Annotated in this window: 16 protein-coding genes and 1 pseudogene; 4 read left to right on the forward strand and 13 right to left on the reverse strand. The window is 70.6% G+C overall.

Features of this window, described 5'->3' with window-relative positions; all coding sequences use genetic code 11:
* Window positions 1-25 precede the first annotated feature (25 nt).
* From Q2K21_RS15400 to Q2K21_RS15415, 4 genes are all read right to left on the reverse strand, one after another.
* Complete coding sequence (locus tag Q2K21_RS15400; RefSeq protein WP_310771048.1) at window positions 26-1,087, reverse strand: AfsA-related hotdog domain-containing protein; 1,062 nt, start codon at window positions 1,085-1,087, stop codon at window positions 26-28.
* Window positions 1,088-1,365: 278 nt separating this feature from the next.
* On the reverse strand, window positions 1,366-1,689 hold the full coding sequence (gene fdxA / locus Q2K21_RS15405; protein WP_310771050.1) for a ferredoxin: 324 nt from the start codon (window positions 1,687-1,689) through the stop codon (window positions 1,366-1,368).
* A complete protein-coding gene (locus tag Q2K21_RS15410; RefSeq protein WP_310771053.1) occupies window positions 1,686-2,744 on the reverse strand; it encodes a 2-oxoacid:ferredoxin oxidoreductase subunit beta in 1,059 nt (352 codons plus the stop codon). Before Q2K21_RS15410 ends, fdxA begins: the two co-directional genes overlap by 4 nt.
* A complete protein-coding gene (locus Q2K21_RS15415; protein ID WP_310771055.1) occupies window positions 2,734-4,638 on the reverse strand; it encodes a 2-oxoacid:acceptor oxidoreductase subunit alpha in 1,905 nt (634 codons plus the stop codon). Before Q2K21_RS15415 ends, Q2K21_RS15410 begins: the two co-directional genes overlap by 11 nt.
* A 249-nt stretch (window positions 4,639-4,887) precedes the next feature.
* On the opposite strand from Q2K21_RS15415, the gene Q2K21_RS15420 reads away from it, so the two are divergent.
* Window positions 4,888-5,535 carry an NADH oxidase gene (locus tag Q2K21_RS15420; protein WP_310771057.1) on the forward strand — a complete coding sequence of 216 codons (648 nt, stop codon included), beginning with the start codon at window positions 4,888-4,890 and terminating at the stop codon, window positions 5,533-5,535.
* Between the two features lie 232 nt (window positions 5,536-5,767).
* Here Q2K21_RS15420 and Q2K21_RS15425 read toward each other — a convergent pair whose 3' ends face one another.
* From Q2K21_RS15425 to Q2K21_RS15440, 4 genes are all read right to left on the reverse strand, one after another.
* Window positions 5,768-6,376, reverse strand: coding sequence for a response regulator transcription factor (locus Q2K21_RS15425; RefSeq protein WP_310771059.1), 609 nt, complete (start codon window positions 6,374-6,376; stop codon window positions 5,768-5,770).
* 119 nt (window positions 6,377-6,495) lie between these two features.
* Window positions 6,496-7,629 carry a sensor histidine kinase gene (locus Q2K21_RS15430; protein ID WP_310771061.1) on the reverse strand — a complete coding sequence of 378 codons (1,134 nt, stop codon included), beginning with the start codon at window positions 7,627-7,629 and terminating at the stop codon, window positions 6,496-6,498.
* A gap of 178 nt (window positions 7,630-7,807) precedes the next feature.
* Window positions 7,808-10,126, reverse strand: a complete 2,319-nt coding sequence (locus Q2K21_RS15435; RefSeq protein ID WP_310771063.1) for a TOMM precursor leader peptide-binding protein — start codon at window positions 10,124-10,126, stop codon at window positions 7,808-7,810.
* On the reverse strand, window positions 10,123-10,308 hold the full coding sequence (locus Q2K21_RS15440; protein ID WP_310771065.1) for a hypothetical protein: 186 nt from the start codon (window positions 10,306-10,308) through the stop codon (window positions 10,123-10,125). The genes Q2K21_RS15435 and Q2K21_RS15440 overlap by 4 nt, the downstream gene beginning before the upstream one ends.
* A 267-nt stretch (window positions 10,309-10,575) precedes the next feature.
* Here Q2K21_RS15440 and Q2K21_RS15445 point away from each other — a divergent pair, with 267 nt between their 5' ends.
* Together Q2K21_RS15445 and Q2K21_RS15450 are read left to right on the forward strand one after the other, a co-directional pair.
* Window positions 10,576-10,779: a DUF6059 family protein gene (locus Q2K21_RS15445; RefSeq protein WP_310771067.1), complete on the forward strand. Its 204-nt coding sequence runs from the start codon at window positions 10,576-10,578 to the stop codon at window positions 10,777-10,779.
* A 170-nt stretch (window positions 10,780-10,949) separates the two neighbouring features.
* Window positions 10,950-11,512 (forward strand): annotated as a pseudogene (locus tag Q2K21_RS15450) (extracellular solute-binding protein); the annotation flags it as partial.
* 250 nt (window positions 11,513-11,762) lie between these two features.
* On the opposite strand, the gene exaC reads toward Q2K21_RS15450, so the two are convergent.
* From exaC to xylB, 5 genes are all read right to left on the reverse strand, one after another.
* A complete protein-coding gene (gene exaC / locus Q2K21_RS15455) occupies window positions 11,763-13,286 on the reverse strand; it encodes an acetaldehyde dehydrogenase ExaC (protein ID WP_310771069.1) in 1,524 nt (507 codons plus the stop codon).
* A 256-nt stretch (window positions 13,287-13,542) separates the two neighbouring features.
* Window positions 13,543-14,856, reverse strand: coding sequence for a GAF domain-containing protein (locus Q2K21_RS15460; protein WP_310771072.1), 1,314 nt, complete (start codon window positions 14,854-14,856; stop codon window positions 13,543-13,545).
* 126 nt (window positions 14,857-14,982) lie between these two features.
* Window positions 14,983-15,642, reverse strand: a complete 660-nt coding sequence (locus Q2K21_RS15465) for an N-acetylmuramoyl-L-alanine amidase (RefSeq protein WP_310771074.1) — start codon at window positions 15,640-15,642, stop codon at window positions 14,983-14,985.
* A 317-nt stretch (window positions 15,643-15,959) separates the two neighbouring features.
* A complete protein-coding gene (locus tag Q2K21_RS15470) occupies window positions 15,960-17,168 on the reverse strand; it encodes an ROK family transcriptional regulator (protein WP_310771076.1) in 1,209 nt (402 codons plus the stop codon).
* A gap of 17 nt (window positions 17,169-17,185) precedes the next feature.
* Window positions 17,186-18,631, reverse strand: coding sequence for a xylulokinase (gene xylB, locus Q2K21_RS15475; RefSeq protein WP_310771078.1), 1,446 nt, complete (start codon window positions 18,629-18,631; stop codon window positions 17,186-17,188).
* A 200-nt stretch (window positions 18,632-18,831) separates the two neighbouring features.
* On the opposite strand from xylB, the gene xylA reads away from it, so the two are divergent.
* Entirely contained in the window at window positions 18,832-19,998 is a 1,167-nt protein-coding gene (xylA, locus tag Q2K21_RS15480; RefSeq protein WP_310771080.1) for a xylose isomerase, read from the forward strand.
* The last annotated feature ends 118 nt before the right edge of the window (window positions 19,999-20,116 follow it).

Below are 20,116 nucleotides of genomic sequence, written 5' to 3' on the forward strand. Positions count from 1 at the left end.
GCCGGTACGGGACCGCCCGGCGGTTTCAGCAGATCTGGAGGACAGAGGTCGTCGCTCCCGCCACGACCCGGCTGCCCTGGGTGAAGGTCAGATCGAGCTCGGCCGTCGGCCGCCCGGCGGCGTCACGCTGCACCTGGCCGGGCGTGCCCGTGGTCCGCGACCGCACCGCGCAGCGCAGCGGCAGCCCCGGCTCCGCGAACCCGCGGAACGCCGCCCGCCAGCCGGTCAGTACGGCGTGCCCGGGCGCCAGCCCGTACAGCTCGCCCACGCTGAACAGCGCGGCTTGCCGGGACGCCTCCAGGAACACGGCGGCCGGCACCTCGGGTCCGGAGTCGGGCAGCACCTCTCGGGCCGCCGGGATGTCGACCGGGAAGTCCAGCGTCTCCTCGTCCTCCTCCAGCGGCAGCCCGATGAGGACGTTGCGCACCGAGCGCCGCCCCACGAGCTCCGGTCCCGGGACGCCGTGCCCCGTGGGCAGCCCGCTGTGGCCCTCGGCCGTCCGCTCGCTCTCCCGGCGGCTGAGCGCACGGTGGCTGCGGTAGACGCCGGGCATTACGAACACCAGCCGTGCCTCCACCGTCCCGCACCGCTCGCCGTCGATGCCGATCGACGCCTGGCAGTCCATCGACCGCGGCACTCCTTTGACGACGTCGGTCGGCGTCAGTTCGAGATCCAGGGTGAGCTGGGCGGGCTGCCCGGAGCGCTGCCACGGGGTGAGCGCGGTGACTGCCATGCTGCAGCCGGCCAGCAGGATCCTGCGGTTCTCGGGGACCCGGAAGTACCGTCCCGCCGCGAAGATCGCCATCTGCCGCAGCGACTCCATCGGGTAGAGAGGGTCGTGGAAGGGGGCCGTCGAGTCGGAGAACAGGGGGTGCTGATCGGGCAGTTGGGCGGAAAAACCGAACCGGTGGCGGCTTGGCGGGGTGGCGGCGTGCAGGAAGCCCTCGGGGGTGTCGGGGCGGTGCACCAGGTGGTGCGCGCCGATGAAGGGCGCAGCCGGAAAGGGAGTTGGCTGCGCGCCCTGCGCGAGCGGACTTGCCTGACGGACGGACCACGGGCCGGGTGCGGAAGAGGAGAAGAGATTCATGGAGGTCCTCTGCGACGAAATCCGGACGGTCTGGCGGTGCGGGAGCGGGGGAGCCGGGAAAACGCTTCCGGCTCTTTCCTCGACGGTCTCCCGTCCCGCTGAAGAACCAGGGAAGAACCGAGGGATTCCGTTTCTCCGCGGAGGGCTGAGCGGTCTTGGCGAAGTCCGGTGCGGTATCGCGCCCCGTAAGGGGGCGGGGCGGTGACATCAGCGGCTCCGCCGCGCGGGCGCGACCGGCCCGCACCGGCCCACGGGTTCGCTCTCTTCCAGCGAAGCGCTCAGCTCGGTTCGCTCACCGGTGCCGAGGCCACCACGGGGTGGTCCGCCGCCAGCGGCGGCACGCTGCTCGCACCCCCCGGGGCACCGAGCGGAATGAAGACCTCCTGGTCGGCGGTCCGGTACGGCGACCACTCGACGGGGAGGGAGTCCTCGTAGAAGATGGCCTCCACCGGGCACACCGGCTCACAGGCGCCGCAGTCCACGCATTCGTCCGGGTTGATGTACATCTTGCGCGGCCCCTCGTAGATGCAGTCCACGGGGCACTCGTCGATGCAGGCCTTGTCCTTGACGTCGACGCAGGGCTGGGCGATCACGTACGTCATGCGGAACTCCCCACGGTCCAGGTGTCGTTGCCGGTGATGAGGGCGGCCAGGTCCCCCTTGCCGTACTGCTCGATCGCCGTGTCGAGCTGCTCGGCCATCCGCCTGTCGTAGACGGGCCGGGCGGTGTCGCGGAAGACGCCGATCGGGGTGTGGTGCAGCGTGTCCGGGTCGGCCAGCCGGGACAGCCCGAAGGCGGTCACCGGGGAGGCCGCGTGGGCGTCATGGACCAGCAGGTCGGCCTCATTCTCCGGCGTCACGGTGACCACCTCCAGTTCTCCCGTGCTCGCATCCCGTACGACACCGCGCGCGCCCTCGGCGCCGAAGCGGATGGGCTGCCCGTGCTCCAGCCGGATCACGGCCTCCTCGGCGGTCTGCTTGTCCTTGAGGGCGTCGAAGGCGCCGTCGTTGAAGATGTTGCAGTTCTGGTAGATCTCCACCAGGGCCGTGCCCGGGTGGGCGGCGGCCTGCCGCAGCACCGACGTGAGGTGCTTGCGGTCCGAGTCGATCGTCCGCGCCACGAAGGACGCCTCGGCGCCGATCGCCAGCGACACCGGGTTGAAGGGCGCGTCCAGCGAGCCCATCGGCGTCGACTTGGTGATCTTGCCGACCTCCGACGTCGGCGAGTACTGGCCCTTGGTCAGACCGTAGATCCGGTTGTTGAACAGCAGAATCTTGAGGTTGACGTTGCGGCGCAGAGCGTGGATCAGATGATTGCCGCCGATGGACAGGGCGTCACCATCGCCGGTGACCACCCACACGCTCAAGTCCCGCCTGGTGGTGGCGAGTCCGGTGGCGATGGCGGGGGCGCGGCCGTGGATGGAGTGCATGCCGTACGTGTTCATGTAGTACGGGAAGCGGGACGAGCAGCCGATGCCCGAGACGAAGACGATGTTCTCCTTGGCGAGGCCGAGTTCGGGCATGAAGCCCTGGACGGCGGCCAGGATCGCGTAGTCACCGCAGCCGGGGCACCAGCGCACCTCCTGATCGGACTTGAAGTCCCTTGCCGAGAGGGTGACTTCGCTCCTCGGTATCAGGGACAGCGCCTCAGCGGGCATGGGCGGCCTCCTTGAGAGCCTGCGCTAGCTGTTCGGCCTTGAACGGCATGCCGTTGACCTGGGTGTGGGATTCGGCGTCCACCAGGTACTTCGCCCGGATCAGCTTGGCGAGCTGACCGAGGTTCATCTCGGGGACGAGCACACGGTCGTAGGACCGCAGCACCTCGCCCAGGTTGCGCGGGAAAGGGTTGAGATGGCGCAGGTGGGCCTGCGCGATCGACTCCCCGGCTGCCTGCAGCCGCCGTACAGCCGCCGTGATCGGTCCGTACGTCGAACCCCAGCCGAGGACGAGGGTGTTGGCCTGGTGCGGGTCGTCGACGTCCAGGTCCGGTACGTCGATGCCGTCGATCTTGGCCTGGCGGGTGCGGACCATGAAGTCGTGGTTGGCGGGGTCGTACGAGATGTTGCCGGTGCCGTCCTGCTTCTCGATGCCGCCGATGCGGTGTTCCAGGCCTGGGGTGCCGGGGACGGCCCAGGGGCGGGCGAGGGTGCGCGGGTCGCGCTTGTAGGGCCGGAAGACTTCGGTGCCGTCGTCCAGGGTGTGGTTCGGGCCTTGCGCGAACTGCACGTGCAGATCGGGTAGTTCGTCGATCGCCGGGATGCGCCAGGGCTCGGAGCCGTTGGCGAGGTAGCCGTCGGACAGGAGGAAGACGGGGGTGCGGTAGGTGAGTGCGATGCGGGCGGCGTCGAGGGCGGCGTCGAAGCAGTCGGCGGGGGTGCGGGGGGCGATCACCGGGACCGGGGCCTCGCCGTTGCGGCCGTACATCGCCTGCAGCAGGTCGGCCTGCTCGGTCTTGGTGGGCAAGCCGGTGGAGGGGCCGCCGCGCTGGATGTCGAGGATCAGCAGGGGGAGTTCGAGGGATACGGCGAGTCCGATGGTCTCCGACTTGAGGGCCACGCCCGGGCCGGAGGTCGTCGTCACCGCCAGTGAGCCGCCGAAGGCGGCGCCCAGGGCCGCGCCGATGGCCGCGATCTCGTCCTCGGCCTGGAAGGTCCGCACGCCGAAGTTCTTGTGCCTGCTCAGCTCGTGCAGGATGTCCGAGGCCGGCGTGATCGGGTACGAGCCCAGGAACAGCGGCAGATCGGCTTGTTGGGAGGCCGCAATCAGGCCGTAGGCGAGCGCCAGGTTCCCGGAGATGTTCCGGTAGGTGCCCTCGGGGAAGGCCTGTGCCGCCGGTGCGACCTCGTAGGAGACGGCGAAGCCCTCGGTCGTCTCGCCGAAGTTCCAGCCGGCGCGGACGGCGGCGATGTTGGCCTCGGCGATCTCCGGCCTCTTGGCGAACTTCGTCTTCAGGAACTTCTCGGTGCCGTCGGTGGGCCGGTGGTACATCCAGCTCAGCAGGCCCAGCGCGAACATGTTCCGGCTGCGCTCGGCGTCCTTGCGGCTCAGCCCGAAGTCCTTCAGTGCCTGCACCGTCAGCGTGGTGAGGGGCACCGGATGCACGTGGTAGCCGTCCAGCGAGCCGTCCTGGAGGGGACTGTGCGCATAGCCGACCTTCTGCAGCGCCCGCGGGGTGAACTCATCGGTGTCGACGATGACTTCACCGCCCCGCGGGACGTCGCCGATGTTCGCCTTCAGGGCCGCCGGGTTCATCGCGACCAGGACGTCCGGCGCGTCCCCGGGGGTGAGGATGTCGTGGTCGGCGAAGTGTAGCTGGAAGGAGGAGACCCCGGGGAGGGTGCCGGCGGGGGCGCGGATCTCGGCAGGGAAGTTCGGCAGGGTGGCGAGGTCGTTGCCGAATGAGGCGGTCTGCGAGGTGAACCGGTCACCGGTGAGCTGAATTCCGTCGCCCGAGTCGCCCGCGAAACGGATGACCACCCGGTTGAGACGGCGGACCGTGCCGGACCGGCGTGCCGGCCGCCCCGCCGTGCTGCCTGCTGTGTGAACCGTCACCAGCTGTCCCTCTTCTCGTCGGATGTCTCGTCGGATGTCGCATCGGGTGTCGCATCGGGTGTCTCGTCGGATGTCCGTGGACTGTGTGAACGCGGCGTGCCGCCGACCGCTCGTACCCTAGGAATCCGCCCTTGCGACCCGCCAAAGTCGCCCCGGGGCATATGAGAAGTTCACATACCACGGATGACTTCCTGGCTGTCCCGCACGGCGTGCCCGCCGTCACAATCGGCACGACGGAAAGGGGACGCCATGCCGCGGGTCGTCGGGAGTCGCGCCCTTCACCTGTGGTCGCTGCGTGAGGACGTGGTCGTCGAGGTCGACGCCGACGGCCGCGAGTTGGTGCTGCGCAGCGGGTCCGGGACCGAGCGGATCAGCCGGCCGGACCCGTTGGTGCGCGAGGCCCTCAGACGCATGGAGTTGGGGCCGGTGCTGCTCGCGAACGTGGTGGCCCGGATCGACGGCGGCGACGAGGACGGCCGGGAGGAGCGTGCGCTGCTCGTGCTGCTGCCGGTGCTGAGCAGGCTGTCCCATCTCATGGTGCGCACCCTGAGCTGGGAGGACCTGCGCGGCCCGCTGCTCTCGGTCGTGTCCACCCGGCCGGGCGCGGTCTTCACCCCAGTGCGTCTGCCGGCGCAGCGGCTGATCCGGCTGATCGGCGGCGTGTCGCTGACCCTGGAGAAGGCCGGGTTCGCCCTGAACAGCGCCGTGTCCCCGCACCGGGTGCATCTGCACCGCCCGGAGGCCGTCTGGGTGGTCGGCCTCCTGGCCTGGCCGGTCACCCCGTCCCACGCCTGCGCCGTACTGCCGCTGCCGCCCGAGGTGACTTGGGCGATGCTCAACTACCTCGCCGCGGCCGGCATGACGGAGGACTGCGAACCTGCGATCGCGGAACCCTAGGGGGTGTCCGGCGGATCAGCTCGGCGTCGCGGGCCCTGGCACGCGCTCCCCCTGCCTTACAGTAAGGGCGTGGGGCCCCAGCGGCGTTGTCGTCGGTCGTCATGACTCCGCCATGACTCCCTCCCCCGCCTTGCAGCTGCACGCACCAGATCCCCCTCGGCTCGGCCAAGACGTGCCGCGCCTCACTGCCGACCTGATCCGCCGGACACCCCCTGGGCCCGGCCCGCGAGGCTCACAGCAGCCAACCCGACTCCTGGGCTATCAGGACCGCGTCCACGCGGTTGCGGGCGTTGAGCTTGGTCGTGATGGTGGTGAGGTAGTTGCGGACCGTGCCGGTGGACAGGTGGAGTTCCGCCGCTATCTCGGAGGGTTCCGCGCCCTTGGCCGCCAGCCGCAGTACCTCGGTCTCGCGCTCGGTCAGCGGGCTCTCCTGCCCGCCCCACGCGGCCAGCGCCAGCTGCGGGTCCACCACGCGCTGCCCGGCGGCCACCCGGCGTACCGCCGAGGCCAGTTCGTCGGGCGGGGCGTCCTTGAGGATGTATCCGTTGACCTGCGCCGAGATGGCCCTCAGCAGGGTTCCCGGCCGGCCCATGCTGGTGAGGATGAGGACGCGGCACCCGGGCAGCTGCTCGCGCAGCCGGACGGCGGCCGTCAGCCCGTCGATGCCGGGCAGATCGATGTCGATGATCGCGACGTCGGGCCGGTGCCGCAGCGCCGTCGGCACGATGTCGTCGCCGTTCTCGACCTCGCAGACCACGTCGATGTCGTGTTCCAGGCCGAGCAGTGCCACGAGTGCCCCGCGGACCATGTGCATGTCCTCGGCCAGCAGTACGCGAATCACCTGTCCCCCGATTCCCCGCGTCGTGCCCGATGTGTCGCGCTCGGCGACTGTATCAATTCGAATGGCGTACGAGTGGGTCCTGTCGACGGCGTCCAAGGAGGTGGGAGTGAACGTTCCGGTTATCCCGCGGCCGGGCCGCCGTCGGGTTCCGGCGCGGCGGCCGGTGCGACGGCCCGCACCCTGAAGGTGCCGTCCGGCAGGGCGCCGGAGTCCAGGCCGCCGCCGATCTCGCCGAGCCGCAGTGCCAGGTTCCCCAGCCCGCTGCCACCGTAGTCGGACGGAGCGCGCCGGCCCGTCTCCACACCGTCGTTGACGACGGACAGCGTGACCAGTTCCCTGTCGGTGGTGACCCGTATCTCGCAGCGGGTGGCCTTACTGTGCCGCAGCACGTTGGTGACGGCCTCCCGCAACACCGCGGCCAGCGCGTTCTCCACCTGTCTGCTGACCTCCCCGGTCGCCACCTCGACCCGTACGGCCACATCGGCCGCGCTGAGCACCGACTCCGCGGAGGTGGCCTCCTGGGCCAGCGACATGTCCCTGAAGCCGCTGGCCACCCGGCGTACGTCGGTCAGGGACTGGCGGGAGATGGCCAGGATGTCGTCGACCTCCTGCACGGCGCGCTCGGGATGCGCCGGGATCAGCCGGTGCACCAGCTCGCTCTTCAGTGTGATCGCGGACAGCCCGAAGCCGATCAGGTCATGCAGGTCCCGGGCGAAGCGCAATCGCTCCCTGACCACCGCGAGACGGGCCAACTCCCCGCGGGCGTCGTGCAGTTCCTGGACCGTCTCGGCCAGGTGCGAGAGGCCGTACACGACGAGCCCGGTCAGCAGCGTGGACTCGCACAGGTAGATCGAGTCGACGATTCTCATGCCGTCCACCAGCGGCGGCACCAGCATGCTGAGCCCCACGGCGACGAACAGGATCCAGGCCGGCCGCGGGGGCAGCAGGAGCAGCAGGGAGCCGGCGAGGAAGCCGCCGAGTGCGCCCCACTGGGCGTGGAAGACGAAGAGCGGCAGATAGGTGAGCAGGAACTGCACGCCCAGGGTGAGGGCCTTCTCACGCGCCGGGCGCCGCCCCGCCCCTGGCGCGGAGTGTCTGATCTGGATGAGGAAGACCACGACGAGCGCCACGAAGGCAAAGACGTCCGCGGCGGGGGAGAGCCGCACGCTCAGGATGTTGAGCATGGCGATCAGCAGGAAGCTGAACAGTGCCCACTTCAGGATGACCCGGGCCAGGCGCCGCCCGGGTAACACCTGGTTCGCTCGCGTGCCCCCCGTGCCGGAGGGCACCGCCTCTCGGACGAGACCTTCACGTGATCCAAGACGTGTGCTGGTCTTCACGGACTCCTCTTTCGCAGCCAGGGGGAGTTCGTTGTGGATCGTATGGGAATCAGGTGAAGGCCATGTGTGACTTTGAATGACAGTTGAAGTTTCAGATAAAGAGGGGGATCGGGTTCAGGAGCTCGTACGGCGTCGGCCGTTCGAGCCGGCCGAGCGCCACCGGGACGTCGTACAGCCGTCCCGGGGCCAGCCGAGCCCAGAAGTGCCGCAGCCCCGGCACTACGACCTTCACCACCGGCAACTCCAGATCGGGCCGGGTCTGGTCCAGGACCAGCAGCTCCAGTCCGCGGGAGCGGACCAGTTCCACGATCGCGGTCACGTCGTCCAGCAGATCGCCGTGGTGTGTGACGGCCCAGCTCCAGGGTGTACGAGGAGTACTCGCCCGATCGGGCAGGAGATGAGGCTGGTTGGTCGTGGTCGCCGTACGCCACCAGCGGCAGGCCTCGGGATCGTCGATGCCGTAACCCGTGGCGCCCGGGCGGCGCGGGAGCACTGCGGGGAGGATCTGACCCAGCTCGGTCAGCGCCCGGCGCAGCGCCACCCGGGGATCGAAGTGGGCGCCGAAACCGAAGATCACGTCCTCGGTCGGAGCCCCGGTCCGCCGGGACAGCGCGGCCAGCACCGGAATGCCGAAGTCCGAGGTGAGGTCCAGCACCCACAGCTCGCGGCCCAGCCGCAGACAGCCCTCGCGGAACCGGTCGACCTCGGGCGCGGGGAACGCGTCCAGGTCCACGGCCGGCTGCCGCGTGCGGTTGTACCACCACAGGGCCACCGCGTCCCGCTCCACCAGCTCCAGGAAGCCCTGCACCAGCGCGTCCTCGGCGCTGCTGCCGGCCGCGTTGCCGTTGGAGTCGGCGTGCAGCCCGTCGTCGGCGGGGGTGCCGTGCGAGAAGTACAGCATCGAAGTGGGCAGCAGCCGCTGCCTGTTGCCGGTCAGCGACCACAGCGGCGTCCACTCGGTGGGCCCGCCCTCGTCGAACGGCCGTGGCACGTACTGGAAGTGCGAACCGCGCGCGTTCCAGGCCTCGCGGTCGCGGAACTGCCGGGAGTCGTACAGCTGGCAGTCGTTCGGGTGCACAGCCGCCTCGCCGAGCCCGCGCAGCGAGTCGCGTACGACGGGTTCGTCGCCGTGCCTCGTCCCGCTGTACCGCTCCACCGCCTCACCCAGCGCGCTGACCTGGGCCTCCGTCGGATCGAGGCCCTTGCCGCCACTCAGCGCCCTGAGACCGGCGCGCAGTCCGGCCAGGCTGTGCGGATTGAAGGCGAGGTTGTGACCGGAGAGATAGCTGTCGACGAAGTCGGGGGTGCGGGGAGCGCGGTGGATCCCCTTGACGATGCCGGTGACCGGGCCGACGAGATGGCGGTACCGGTCGAGCATCTCCTGCGGAGAGGCGCAGCGGTGGCTGTTGCCCTGGTGCGCCGTCTTCGGCCGGGACACGGGGACGAACGGCGCGCACACCGTCCGCGCCACGAGCTCCGGATCGCCGCACACCGGGCACTGCGGGCGTCGGTGCACCGGATGGGAGGAGGCGCTCAGCAGCATCGTGTCGAGAGTGTGCACCATGCCCTGCGTCGGATACCGCATCCCCGCCAGCCACTTGACCGCCTCGAGCACCGCGAAGTGGACCGCGATGGCACGGCCGGCCGCCAGCGAGGCCGTAGGCCGCTTCGGCGGCCCGGTCAGGCCCAGCGCCCGCTGCACGGGCCACTCCGAGCGGCGGTGGCCGCGCAGCCGCTGGGCCAGGCAGTTCCAGCAGGGCCCCGAGTCGGGGCGGAAGACCGGCCCGATCCACGGGTCGGTGCCGCAGACCTTGGTGAGCAGCCACGGGGTTCCGCTCGCCCGGTGCCGGGCGTCCACCTCCGCCAGCTCCGGTGTCAGGTAGTCGTCGCACAGGACGAGCGTGAGGCCCCGGGCCGAGCCGGGGGCCGCGACGGCGACCCCCGACTCACGGCACGCGCGGCGCACCGGCTCCGGGTCGATGCCGGGCAGCGCCTCCAGACACACCGCGGCACCGGCGAGTTCGGCCGAGACCTGGCAGCCGTCCAGGCCCGCCAGGTCCCAGTAGGCCTCGGCCGCCGGGTCGCAGCACCCGGGGGGTCCGGCGGGCGCGCCCGCCGGACGGAAGCCGAGCAGCCCCGACCTGGCGAGCGTGTCCAGGGAGGTGACGGCCTCCTCGGTGGGCAGCCGTCGCTCGGCCTCGCTGAGCACGCCGCGCAGGGTGCGGGAGCCGTCCAGCAGGGGCGCCAGCACCTCCGCGGGCGTGCCGTGCAGCGCGGTGACGCCACGGCGCGAGACCAGGTAGGTGGCTTCGCCGGGAACCACGACCGGGCTCAGATGGTGTTTGAAGCCCACCAGCGCGCTGTCGTCCGGGACCAGCGTCCCGGCCTCGTGCTCCCCGGCACCGGTCATGCGGCGAACCGCCCGGGCGCCTCGGACATCGGGAAGGGGGTCCAGGTAACGCAGAAGAGTACGACGTCGCTCTGACCCGAAGCGTCCAGGTCCTCGATCACCAGGTGCCGGCCGGTCGGCCGCGCCGCCTGCGCGGAGACCTCGTCGAAGCGGTGGGTGCCGGCCGCTGTTGCATTGACCATGGGAAGCCTTCCGTCGTGGGATGACGAATCAACGGTGTCGGAAAATGAGCGGCTTGCTTGGTCGAACTGCTGTGCTCTGTTGGCCAGAATTCTGCGAGGACGCGGGGGTCACAGACAGTGCTGGGGTCATCAGTCGAGGGTGAACTTTTCACGCCCCATCTCACAGCCGACCTGATCCGCCGGACCGGCCCTAGCCGTCGTTTAGCGGGCAGGGCGAGCCTGGCCGGACGCTTGCCCTGCAGGTCCGGTCCGACAGGAGGTCCGCCGGTGCTCCGTTCTCTGGCTCACCATGCCCACCGCTTCGTGCGCGAGCTGTACCGGTCGCTGGTCGCGTACGGGCAATTGTGGATGTATCTGCCGAAGGCAGAGCCTCGTCCCCAGCCGCTGGAACGCGTCCGCCCCGACCTGCCCCTCACCCCGACCGAACGCGCGCTGGAGCAACAGCTCCTCGACCTCGACACCCTGAGCTGATCTTCCGCGCGCCCCGCACATGACTGAATCCCAACGTCCGCTTCGCCTCGGGCCATTGACGCAGACCCCCCTTGTAGTAGGCGCTTGCCCTGTGAAGCGGCGGTTCCGGTTCGGAAAGGGCGACGTCCGGGCCGCCCCATGAGGGACGACCCGGACGTCGGTGACGGTACGCCGGTCAGTCGGGCGGGAAGACGTACGGAACGCCCATCGGTGCAGTGGGAGCGCAGCTGACCCGACTGGACTCCGCCCAGCGAGAGTCGGCGCTCTCGCTGTGGACCGGCTGACTGAAGAAGGGCTACGCTCCCAACTCCGTGCTCAACAACACCCAGACCACCAGCTGGCAGGAGTTCGCCACTGGCGACTACGCCTTCGCGGAGAACGGCACCTGGCAGCTGGCCAACGCCGCGAGGGCCGGCTTCGACTACGACGTGCTCCCGATACCCGGCGTCGACGGTGGCAACGCCGCCGCCCCCACCGGCGGCGAGTTTGTCACCGTCCCGTCCAGGACGACACCGGCCGCTACACCACGACACGCAAGCTGGTCTCCTGCCTGACCAGCGACACGAACCTCCACGCCACCGACAGCACACTCTCCTACGTGGCCCCCACCACCGCCGTCCAGGACAAGCAGGTCGCGTCCGACGCCGAGCTGAAGCCGTGGGTCGCGGCGGTCAAGGCGGCCGAGGGACGCACCAGCGACGACCTCGGCACCACGGAGAGCGGCGTGACCGAGGTTGCGCCGCGTCTTGCTGAAGCTGAGTCGGATGTGCAGGACCTCATCGAGGCGCACATGGAGGTGATGCTGGGTGTGCGGTTCCTGGCGAGTGAATACGTCATCGACCGTGTCGACAACCCAGAAAAATCCTCCGCCACCCCGGAAACATGATCAACCCCCGAAGGACTTACGACGCAGACCACTTAGCCGTGCGCTGCGAAGGGCGCCTGACGGGCATCTTGCCTGGTCAGGCGCCCTCTTTCTGCGCCTAGAAGAAGCCGAGCTTCTTCGGCGAGTACGACACCAGGAGGTTCTTCGTCTGCTGGTAGTGCTCCAGCATCATCTTGTGGGTCTCGCGGCCGATCCCCGATCCCTTGTAGCCGCCGAACGCCGCGTGCGCCGGGTAGGCGTGGTAGCAGTTCGTCCAGACACGGCCCGCCTGGATGGCGCGGCCCGCGCGGTACGCGGTGTTGATGTCCCGCGTCCACACGCCGGCGCCCAGCCCGTACAGTGTGTCATTCGCGATCTTGATGGCGTCGTCGAAGTCGTCGAACGACGTCACCGACACCACCGGCCCGAAGATCTCCTCCTGGAAGATCCGCATACGGTTGTGGCCCTCGAAGATCGTCGGCTGGACGTAGTAACCGCCCTTCAACTCACCCTCGTGCTCGATGCGTTCGCCACCCGTGAGGACCTTCGCGCCCTCCTGCCGGCCGATGTCCAGGTAGGAGAGGATCTTCTCCAACTGGTCGTTCGACGCCTGGGCGCCGATCATCGTGTCCGTGTGCAGCGGGTGCCCGGGCTTGATCTGTTCCGTGCGGGCGACGGCGGCCTCCATGAACTCGGCGTAGTGGCCACGCTGCACCAGCGCCCGCGACGGACATGTGCACACCTCGCCCTGGTTGAGCGCGAACATCGCGAAGCCCTCCAGGGCCTTGTCGCGGAAGTCGTCGTTCGCGGACCAGACGTCGTCGAAGAAGATGTTCGGGGACTTGCCGCCGAGTTCCAGTGTGACCGGAGTGATGTTCTCGGAGGCGTACTGCATGATCAGCCGGCCCGTGGTGGTCTCACCGGTGAACGCGACCTTCGCGACGCGCGGGCTGGATGCCAGGGGCTTGCCCGCCTCCACGCCGAAGCCGTTGACGATGTTCACCACACCCGGCGGCAGCAGGTCGGCGACCAGGCTCAGCCAGTAGTGGATGGACGCCGGGGTCTGCTCGGCAGGCTTGAGGACGACCGCGTTGCCCGCCGCGAGGGCCGGCGCGAGCTTCCATGTGGCCATCAGGAGGGGGAAGTTCCACGGGATGATCTGCGCGACCACGCCGAGCGGCTCGTGGAAGTGGTACGCCACCGTGTCGTCGTCCAGCTCGCCCAGCGAACCCTCCTGCGCCCGGATCGCGCCCGCGAAGTAGCGGAAGTGGTCGATGGCGAGCGGGATGTCAGCGGCCAGGGTCTCCCGGACGGGCTTGCCGTTCTCCCAGGTCTCGGCCACCGCGAGCTGCTCCAGGTTGGCCTCCATCCGGTCGGCGATCTTCCGGAGGATGTCGGAGCGCTCGGTCACCGACGTACGGCCCCACGCGGGCGCGGCGGCGTGTGCCGCGTCCAGTGCGCGCTCCACGTCCTCGACGGTACCCCGCGCGATCTCCGTGAACGGCTGCCCGTTCACCGGAGACGGATTCTCGAAGTACTGGCCGCGGGCCGGCGGCACGTACTCGCCGCCGATGAAGTGGTCGTAGCGCGCCTGGTAGGAGACGATCGCGCCGTCGGTGCCGGGCGCTGCGTAACGGGTCATGCGGGTCTGCCTCCCGGGACAGCGCTGCCCGCCATTGGGCAGCTCTCGACGCGAGGCTAGGTACGGGGACGTTGCGAGTACGTTGCGTCCACGGGCCGGTCCGGGAAGGTCGAGGTCGGTTTCGGTCTGGATGGGGTCGGTTCGGGTAAGTTCGGGCCGGTCTGGATCGGGTCGGTTCGGGTGGGGGGCGGGTGGGCAGTGGGGACGGTCGGCGCGTGGAGCCGTGCCGGACTCTCCGCCGGTGTCGTGCCGTGCGTCAGCGAGGTGCCGGGCGTGTCCACCCCGCCGGTGCCATGAGCTCCGCCTCCAGCTCGCCGAGGCGCGTGCGTACGGCCGCCGACGGCCGTACCGCCGCGAGCGCGCGCCAGACGTCGAGGTCGTCCTCGCCCCACGGCGCGTGCGCCCAGTCGGCCAGCAGATCGGGGTCACGACGGGCGATGAGCGCCGTCCGCAGCCCGTCGGCGAGTCTGCGCCGTAGCCGGGCGACCGCCGGCGCCTGCGAACCCGGCAGCAACGGTCCGGTGTACGCCGTCGCAGCCGCCGCGATCGCTCCTGACTCCAAGCGCCGCTCCACGACCACGACATCGGACGCGACAGCGGCCGTGAGCCGGTAGGGCCGCGAGGCCAGCAGACCAGGGCCGAGGATACGGCGCAGCCGCGCCAACTCCGCGCGCAGTGTCACCGGCGTCACCGACTCGTCCTCGTACAGCGCGCACAGCAACTCGTCCCCTGTCAGTCCCTCCGGGTGGCGGGCCAGCAGCACCAGGATTTCGCTGTGCCGACGGCTGAGCCTGATCTTCCGGCCGCCGGCGAGGAGGCGTGCCTCGTCACGGCCCAGCGCGGTCAGCTCCAGGCTGTCCGCCGCGGTCTCGACAGGTGCGAGGAGCGCCAGATGGGACTCGGCGGCCCGCGCCACCGCCTGCACGAATCCCAGGCTGTGCGGGTGCGCGAGCCCGTTCCCGCCGGTGATGTCCAGTGCGCCGAGCACCCGTCCGGTGCGCGGATCGTGCACGGGCGCCGCCGCGCACGTCCACGGCTGGACCCGTCGGCTGAAGTGCTCGGCCGCGAACACCTGAACCGGCCGGTCCACGGCGACGGCCGTTCCCGGTGCGTTCGTGCCCATCGCCGACTCCGCCCAATGCGCACCCGGCACGAAGTTCATCCGGTCCGCCCGTCGCCGTGTGGCCGCATGCCCCTCGACCCACAACAGCCTGCCCTGCGCGTCGCACACCGCGAGCAGATGCTCGCCGTCCGCCGCGAAGGGGCCCAGCAGCTCCCGGACCAACGGCATCACCCGCGCCAGCGGATGCTCTGCCCGGTACGAGCCGAGGTCGCCGTCCGTCAACTCCACCCGTGCCGTGCCGTCCGGCCCGACGCCCGCCCGCGCCGAACGCCGCCAGGAGTCGGCCACCACGGTGCGCACGCGCCGCGGCACCGTGCCCGCCGCCGTGAATGTCTCGTGGGCGCGGCGCAACTCCCGCGCCAGTTCGGCGGGATCGGCCCCCGGCTCGAGGGCCACCCACGGATCGGTCACCTCGGCCTCCCGGGACGGCGATGCTGCTGGGGACATCGTCACTCCCGGGGTGGGCCCCGACAACCGTTTCGACCGCCATCACCCGAACGGGACCGGTGGAGGGTCTCGGCGCGGGCCGACCGGTCTCGTGGCTCCGCCGGCTCATGGCCGTCACCCTCCCGGTCAGGCGAGGCTCACGAGCCTCATGTACCGTGCCCAGTCCCAGTTCGGCCCCGGATCGGTGTGGTCGGTCCCCGGGACCTCGTAGTGCCCGATGATGTGCGCGCGGTCCTTCGGGATGCCGTGTCTGGCGCAGATCGCCGCCGTGAGCCTGGCGGACTGCTCGTACAGGGCGTTCGTGAAGTACGCGGGCCGGTCCACCCACCCTTCGTGCTCGATGCCGACGCTGCGCGTGTTGTAGTCCCAATTGCCGGCGTGCCAGGCGATGTCGTGCTCGCGGACACACTGCGCGACATGCCCGTCGGCCGAGCGGACGACGTAGTGTGCCGACACCCCCTTGCCCGGGTTCTGGAAGACGCCCAGAGTGCTGGTGTACGTCGCCTGCGTCACGTGGATGACGACGAAGTTCAGCGGATAGGTCGTGGGCCGACCGGAGGGTGTGTAGTTGGCCGGGTCCGCCGCCAGCCAGTCCGCGGAGGGATAGTCGACGGTCCGGGGTCTGGCCCCTGCCGACGTCGACGGGAGCAGCGTATAGGGAATCGCCGCGAGGGCCGCTCCTTTGAGTAACCGCCGCCTGCTCGTGAGAAGCCTTGATCGTTCCGATTCTGCGTGTTCCGCTTCCGCCCGTTCCGATCCCGCTCGTTCCGATCCGGATCGTTCCATCGAGAAAGTACCTTCCATGCTCAAGGTTCCGGAATGCGCCCGTCTTGTTCTTCGTGTGCTCAACGCCGCAGAGCGGCCGCCGTTTCGCGGAACTGGGCGTGAAGATCCTCTTGAGCAGCTCGACGATGACCACGGTGTGACCCCCCGATTCGACTACCGCGCAGTCCTTGCCTGACGACTGCGCCTCGCGTGAATCACGGTACGGTGCTGGGCGTTTGGGCAAGCAGAGCGCAGTGTTTTCGGTGGACAACGGCGAGACTGTGGATAACTCCGTCACTCTGTCGAGGACAGCGCAGCGCCGCGGCGTGGCCGCCCGCTTACATGCGCCCCGTCACCGCCGCCGGATCGTCGAGCACTGCCCGCACCACCGAGTGCGCGGCACCGAGCAGCGGCCCCTCGGATCCCAGTCGTGAGACGGCCACGGCACAGGCCGCGCCGGCCGTCCGCCGTGCCAACTCCCGCTCCAGCGTCGGCAGGAGCCAGGGTGCGAGCGCGGCCAGCGCTCCGCCGAGCACGACCGTCTGCGGGTCCAGCAGATTGACCGCCCCGGTCAGCGCGACGCCGAGTGCCGTCCCCGCGCCCTGCAAGGCACGGAGCACGTCCTTGTCGCCCTGCGCGGCCCGCTCGGCCAGCAGCCCGACGCGGTCCTCGCCCGGTGTCAGTCCGGCCGCACGCAGCACCGCCTCCTCGCCCGCGTACTGCTCCAGACATCCACGCCCGCCGCACGCGCACTCCGGCCCCTCCGGGCGCACAGGCACATGCCCCAGCTCGCCCGCGAAACCGCGGGTCCCGCGCAACAGCCGCCCGTCCACGACCACCGCGCCGCCGATGCCGATCTCCGCCGAGACATGCAGGAAGTCGAGGGGTGTCTCATCGCCGAGCCAGAGTTCCGCCAGCGAGCCGAAGTTGGCCTCGTTGTCCACGGTCAGCGGTAGTTCGGCCGGCAGGAGCGCGCCGAGGTCGATGTCGTGCCAGTCGAGGTTGGGGGCCCGGACCACGGTCCGGGCGTCGCGCGCGACCAGACCGGGCACCGCGACGGCGAGACCTGTCGGCCACAGCCCCTCGAGCGCTGCCTCCGCGACGACCTGCTCCACCAGGGCGGTCAGTTCACCGAGCACCGGCTGCGGGGCGCGGCCGCGGTTGGTGCAATGCCGCACCGCCCGCGCCCGTACGACGCCGCGCAGATCGACCGCGCACACCGCGAGATGGTCGATGCCGATCTCCGCGCCGATCCCCGCGGGGCCGCGTCCGCTGACGGTGAGGGCGGACCCCGGGCGCCCCACCCGGCCGGGACGTTCCGGTCCCAGTTCCTCCAGCAGGCCCGAGCGGATCAGTTCGTCGACCAGCGTGGAGACGGCCGCCCGGGTAAGCCCGATGCGGGAGGCCACCGTGGCACGCGACAACGGCCCCTCGGCGCTCACGGTGTGCATGACTCGCGCCAGATTGCGGCGCCGCATGCCCTGCTGGGTGTCGGGCAGGCGGCGGCCGGGGCTGGACGGATGGGCTTCGTGCAGCGGTGCGGTCATGCCTTCCCCCGATCTCGTCAGCGCCGGTCCGGCTCCCGCTCCAGCAGAGGCGCTGCGTCGGAGAGTACCCCGGCGATCCTGGCCAGCGTCTCCTCGTCTCGTTCCACGGCCTCCAGCACCGGCCCGCGGGCTGTGTTCCAGCGCCGGGCGACGGCGGCCGGGTCCTCGCCCGTCAGCAGTCCGGCGGCCTGTGCGGCTGCGCCCAGCGCGACCAGTTCCTTGGCCTCCGGCACCTGGACGGGTCGCCCCGAGAGCCGGCGTACGGTCTCCTGCCACGCCGTGCCCCGGGCGCCACCGCCGATGAGCAGCAGCGGAGCCGTGCGATCCGCGTCCGCGTCGAGGACCAGGTCGAGGGCGCCGAGCAGCGAGTGCACCGCCCCGTCGTATGCCGCCTGCAGCAGCTGGCCGGCCGTCGTGTCGTGCCGCAGGCCGTGCAGCAGTCCCGAGGCGAGCGGGAGAGCGGGGGTGCGCTCGCCGTCGAGGTAGGGCAGCAGTGTCACGCCGGTGCCGGGTTCCACGGCCTCGCGGTCCAGGCCCAGCAGGGCGGCGATCCGGTCGACGGCGAGCGTGCAGTTCAGGGTGCAGGCCAGCGGCAGCCAGTCGCCGTGCGCGTCCGCGAAGCCCGCCACGGTCCCGGTCGGGTCGGTGGGGCGCCGCTGCGAGACCGCGTACACCGTGCCGGAGGTGCCCAGACTCAGCACCGGTGTGCCCGGGTGCAGCCCGAGCCCCAGCGCGGCCGCCGCGTTGTCGCCGGTACCCGGCGCCACCAGCGTGCCCTTGGAGAACGGCAGGTCATGGGCATCGCGCACGGTCCCGGCCACCTCACCGGGCCGGACCACGCGGGGCAGCAGGGCGGGGTCGAGACCCACGTGCGCGAGGATCTCCTCGTCGTACGACTCCGTCGCGGACGCCCACCAGCCGGTGCCGGAGGCGTCGCCGCGGTCGGTCGTGCCCTGCCCCGTCAGGCGTTCGGTGAGGTAGTCGTGGGGCAGCCGCACGGCCGCGGTCGCACGGACGGCCTCCGGCTCGTTCTCGGCGAGCCAGGCCCACTTCGTGACCGTGAAGGACGGGCCCGGAACGCTTCCGGTGCGTTCCGCCCAGGCCTTCGGGCCGCCCAGTTCCTCCACCAGCCGGCGGGCCTGCGGCGCCGACCGCACGTCGTTCCACAGCAGGGCCGGGCGCACCGGGTCGCCGTGCGCGTCCAGGGTGACCAGGCCGTGCTGCTGGCCGCCGATCGACACCGCGGCGGCTTCGTGCGCCGCTTCGCCGCACTGGCGCAGCGCCTCGCACAGCGCGTCCCACCACTGGCGCGGGTCGCTCTCGCGGCCCGCGCCCGACGAGACGGTATGCGGCGCCTGGCCGCTCGCCACCACCTGTCCCGTCGACACGTCGACGACCAGGGCCTTGGTGGACTGGGTGGACGAGTCCACCCCGACGACGAGCGGACCCTCGGCTGCTGACATCGTGCTCTCCCTCTTCCGCGGCTCGCGGCAATCTGACCGGTTGGCAGGCGTGTCCGAGGCCCTTGTGGCCCTGTGTGCGCCCATCGTCACCGTACGAAGTTTTCGTGCGGGGACACGTCGTCTCTTCCCAGAGACGCGTTCGCATACTAATTTGTAAAGCGCCATGACGAAATAGTCTTCATCGAGCAAGGAGCCGTGGCATGAGCTACCAGCCCACCCCCGAGGACAGGTTCACCTTCGGCCTTTGGACCGTCGGCTGGCAGGGAAGGGACCCGTTCGGCGACGCCACCCGGGGCGCCCTGGACCCAGTGGAGACGGTGCAGCGCCTCGCGGAACTCGGGGCCTACGGTGTGACCTTCCATGACGACGACCTGATCCCCTTCGGGTCCTCGGACAGTGAGCGTGAGGCGCACATCAAGCGCTTCCGGGAGGCCCTCGACACGTCCGGGATGACCGTGCCGATGGCCACCACCAACCTGTTCACGCACCCCGTCTTCAAGGACGGCGCGTTCACCGCCAACGACCGGGACGTCCGTCGCTACGCCCTGCGCAAGACCATCCGCAACATCGACCTCGCGGTGGAACTGGGCGCCAAGACGTACGTCGCCTGGGGCGGCCGGGAGGGCGCCGAGTCCGGCGCGGCCAAGGATGTGCGTGTGGCGCTCGACCGCATGAAGGAGGCCTTCGACCTCCTCGGCGAGTACGTCACCTCCCAGGGCTACGACCTGCGCTTCGCCATCGAGCCCAAGCCGAACGAGCCGCGCGGCGACATCCTGCTGCCCACGGTCGGCCACGCCCTCGCCTTCATCGAGCGCCTTGAGCGCCCGGAGCTGTACGGCGTCAACCCCGAGGTGGGGCACGAGCAGATGGCCGGGCTGAACTTCCCGCACGGCATCGCCCAGGCCCTGTGGGCGGGCAAGCTCTTCCACATCGACCTGAACGGCCAGTCCGGTATCAAGTACGACCAGGACCTGCGCTTCGGGGCGGGCGACCTGCGCTCCGCGTTCTGGCTGGTCGACCTGCTGGAGAGCGCCGGCTACAACGGACCGCTCCACTTCGACTTCAAGCCGCCGCGGACCGAGGACCTCGACGGCGTATGGGCTTCGGCCGCGGGCTGCATGCGCAACTACCTCATCCTGAAGGAGCGTGCGGCCGCCTTCCGCGCGGACCCGGAGGTCCAGGAGGCCCTGCGTGCCTCCCGCCTGGACGAGCTGGCGCAGCCGACCGCCGCGGACGGACTCCAGGCCCTGCTCGCGGACCGCGGTGCCTTCGAGGAGTTCGACGTGGAGGCGGCCGCCGCGCGCGGGATGGCCTTCGAGCGCCTGGACCAGCTGGCCATGGACCATCTGCTGGGCGCACGCGGCTGATCATTCGACGGGTCCATTGCCGAGTGGCCGACCTTCGCGTGGAATGCTCCGGAATCATGCCATCCATGACATGAGTCCGTATCAATTGCCGCGCGGGGGTCGCGCCATGGCCGGTCCG

The sequence above is a fragment of the Streptomyces sp. CGMCC 4.7035 genome (assembly GCF_031583065.1).
In the GTDB taxonomy this organism is placed as follows: domain Bacteria; phylum Actinomycetota; class Actinomycetes; order Streptomycetales; family Streptomycetaceae; genus Streptomyces; species Streptomyces yaanensis.

Bases quoted from the DNA above. Each gene is read 5' to 3' on its own strand.
- Q2K21_RS15400 (WP_310771048.1), bottom strand. From the start codon at position 1,087: ATGAATCTCTTCTCCTCTTCCGCACCCGGCCCGTGGTCCGTCCGTCAG.
- fdxA (WP_310771050.1), bottom strand. From the start codon at position 1,689: ATGACGTACGTGATCGCCCAGCCCTGCGTCGACGTCAAGGACAAGGCC.
- Q2K21_RS15410 (WP_310771053.1), bottom strand. From the start codon at position 2,744: ATGCCCGCTGAGGCGCTGTCCCTGATACCGAGGAGCGAAGTCACCCTC.
- Q2K21_RS15420 (WP_310771057.1), top strand. From the start codon at position 4,888: ATGCCGCGGGTCGTCGGGAGTCGCGCCCTTCACCTGTGGTCGCTGCGT.
- Q2K21_RS15435 (WP_310771063.1), bottom strand. From the start codon at position 10,126: ATGACCGGTGCCGGGGAGCACGAGGCCGGGACGCTGGTCCCGGACGAC.
- Q2K21_RS15440 (WP_310771065.1), bottom strand. From the start codon at position 10,308: ATGGTCAATGCAACAGCGGCCGGCACCCACCGCTTCGACGAGGTCTCC.
- exaC (WP_310771069.1), bottom strand. From the start codon at position 13,286: ATGACCCGTTACGCAGCGCCCGGCACCGACGGCGCGATCGTCTCCTAC.
- Q2K21_RS15460 (WP_310771072.1), bottom strand. From the start codon at position 14,856: ATGTCCCCAGCAGCATCGCCGTCCCGGGAGGCCGAGGTGACCGATCCG.
- Q2K21_RS15465 (WP_310771074.1), bottom strand. From the start codon at position 15,642: ATGGAACGATCCGGATCGGAACGAGCGGGATCGGAACGGGCGGAAGCG.
- Q2K21_RS15470 (WP_310771076.1), bottom strand. From the start codon at position 17,168: ATGACCGCACCGCTGCACGAAGCCCATCCGTCCAGCCCCGGCCGCCGC.
- xylB (WP_310771078.1), bottom strand. From the start codon at position 18,631: ATGTCAGCAGCCGAGGGTCCGCTCGTCGTCGGGGTGGACTCGTCCACC.
- xylA (WP_310771080.1), top strand. From the start codon at position 18,832: ATGAGCTACCAGCCCACCCCCGAGGACAGGTTCACCTTCGGCCTTTGG.